Here is a 2,406-nt window from a genome sequence, read left to right as displayed (position 1 = left end):
CTTCGCCCCGCAGTCGCTGGCCTTCGGCGGGGCCCTGGCCGCCTCGGCCCAGGCCTACCCCAACCCCTTCGCCGCCGACGTCACCCTGGCCCTGCAGACCCTGGCCGCCGGCCCGGCCACCGTGCGCGTGCTCGACGGCGTGGGCCGCCAGGTGCGCCAGTGGCAGCCCACGCTGGCCGCCGGCGCCTCCACCCTGCCCCTGGCCGACATGGCCAGCCTGCCCCGCGGCCTCTACGTGGTGCAGGTGCGCTACGCCGACGGCCAGACCCAGCGCCTCAAGCTCGTCAAACAATAGGCTTTAGAATAGGCTTTCGAATAGGCTTTTGCCAAGACGCCCAAAAGCCCTGCGCCCCGCGCAGGGCTTTTTTTGTGCCCCACCAACCCCTTTGGGGGCCTTTTGGTGGCTGGCCATCTGGAGGAAAGCAGGCTAGCGGATGCCGTATGATATTTTCAATAGCAAACCGCGCCCAATAGCGTGTTACTCGACCTGATTTGCATAAAATGAATATAAGCTGTATTTTTTTGCATTAAAATCATTCGACGCAACAGTTTTTGTATATTTGATATCCATTTTCCCACCTACTCAGATACCCTAATGAAGCAATTATTACTTAAGTACCGGCCGGTATTGCGGCAAACATTTATTAACAGCAAATTCAGCTTATTAACTAGCGTATTCTTGCTTGTTATTGGCCTGAATGCATCGGTTGCGGCGGCTGATTTTTATCAAAACATTGTCACGCTTACGAGCTATGGCAACGTTGCCAAATACTACGCAAAGAATGACGGCAGCACGAGTCTTCAGTTATTTCAGGGACATGATTTTGGGTCTTTTGACCGGGGCGGTAGCTTTCAAATTGGTGGGGAGGCCAACGTAGTCGACGCCGACGGCATTACCATCCAGCCCCCGCAGCTGCTGTACCGGGTTTACCGCAAGAATTCTACCCCGGGTGTTTTTGTGCCCCTCCGGTTGAATTATATTGGTAATAATACCGATAAGGCCAATGGCAAAAAATGGAGCAGTCCTTCGGCCAATATTAATTTATTAAATGCGGTTAATTCCGGAAATGGCCCCTATATTTTAGAAGTTTACTTTACTTTTAATGTTATTAGCAATCCGGGCGGTGGCAGCGCGCCCGACGGATTTGACGGTAGCGCGTCGGCCCCCTACACCGCTTCTTTTAACGTAACTGGCACGTCGCCTACCCGGTGGACGGGAAAAAAAAGCTCGACTTGGTCGGACGCTGAGAACTGGATGCCCACTACGGTACCCACGCTTGACACGGATGTTGTGCTCCCATACAGCTCCGATGGTAACCGGCCCGTTATTGCCACTGGCAGCACCGGCAGGGCCCGTACCTTGCTCATTGCCAGCAGCCCGGGGGCCCCGGCAGCCTACCACGGCCTGAGCCTGACGGGGGGTGAGCTACAGCTGTCCGGCAATTTCCAGGACCCCGGCAGCAGCTTCGACCAATCGGGCGGCGTGGTGGCGCTAACCGGCAATTCGGCCCAGACTTTTGACGGTGGGACATTCTTTGACCTGCGCATCGACGGCGGCAGCACGAAAACACTTACCGGTCGCGCAAGCATCCTAAACAGTTTAATATTTACCCGGAGTGGCGGCATTATTCAAACGCGTACCGACGATGTCCAGAAGTACAATATCGACCTCGGCACCAAAGCGCAAATAATTAATGAATCGGAGCTTGGCTACGTGCTGGGCATCGTGCGCAGTACCGACCGAGTGGTTGACCAAAGTCCAAATACGTTTGGAAACATTGGGCTTGAGTTGACAGTAAATAATGCGGCAGCTCTCAAGATTTCGGTGCTGCGCAATACCAGTTTTGCCTACAATGGCGCTGGTACGAGCACAAATATTCGCCGCAGCTTTTCGCTCCAGCCCGACAACCCGGACAAACTCACTTTTGACCTTACTCTGCACTACCTAAATGCAGAGCTAAACGGCGCCAAGGAAGCCAATTTATTATTGCTTCGCGCAGCAAATGGCAGTGCGTCCTTCCAGCCTTTATCCACTACCAGCTCCTCCAAAAGCGCTAATTCGCTAACCCGCCTTAGCACAAACGGTACCCTTGCGACCACATTCACCTTGGGCGACGCGACGAACCCGCTGCCGGTGACCTTGACCAGCTTCGCCGCCGTGGCCCAGGGCCCCGACGCGCTGCTGAGCTGGACCACGGCCCAGGAGCTCAACAACGCCGGCTTCGAGGTGCAGGTCTCCACCGACGGCACCGCCTTCGCCAAGCTCGGCTTCGTGGCCGCCGCCTCCCCCAACAGCTCCGAGGCCCGCGCCTACCAGTTCCGCGACGCGACGGCCGGCAAGCAGGGCACCCGCTTCTACCGCCTGCGCCAGCTCGACACCGACGGCAAGGAGAGCTTCTTCGCCCC

At 56.6% G+C, this 2,406-nt stretch carries 1 protein-coding gene and 1 pseudogene; both read left to right on the top strand.

The features are described 5' to 3' along the window. The coding region (locus EAH73_RS22875) for a T9SS type A sorting domain-containing protein (RefSeq protein WP_140469442.1) at window positions 1-295 on the top strand (295 nt) is incomplete at its 5' end. Window positions 296-595: 300 nt separating this feature from the next. After that, window positions 596-2,406 (top strand): annotated as a pseudogene (locus EAH73_RS22870) (hypothetical protein); the annotation flags it as partial.

Source organism: Hymenobacter nivis (genome assembly GCF_006439025.1).
In the GTDB taxonomy this organism is placed as follows: domain Bacteria; phylum Bacteroidota; class Bacteroidia; order Cytophagales; family Hymenobacteraceae; genus Hymenobacter; species Hymenobacter nivis_A.
This window is presented reverse-complemented; position numbering and strand designations above follow the sequence as displayed.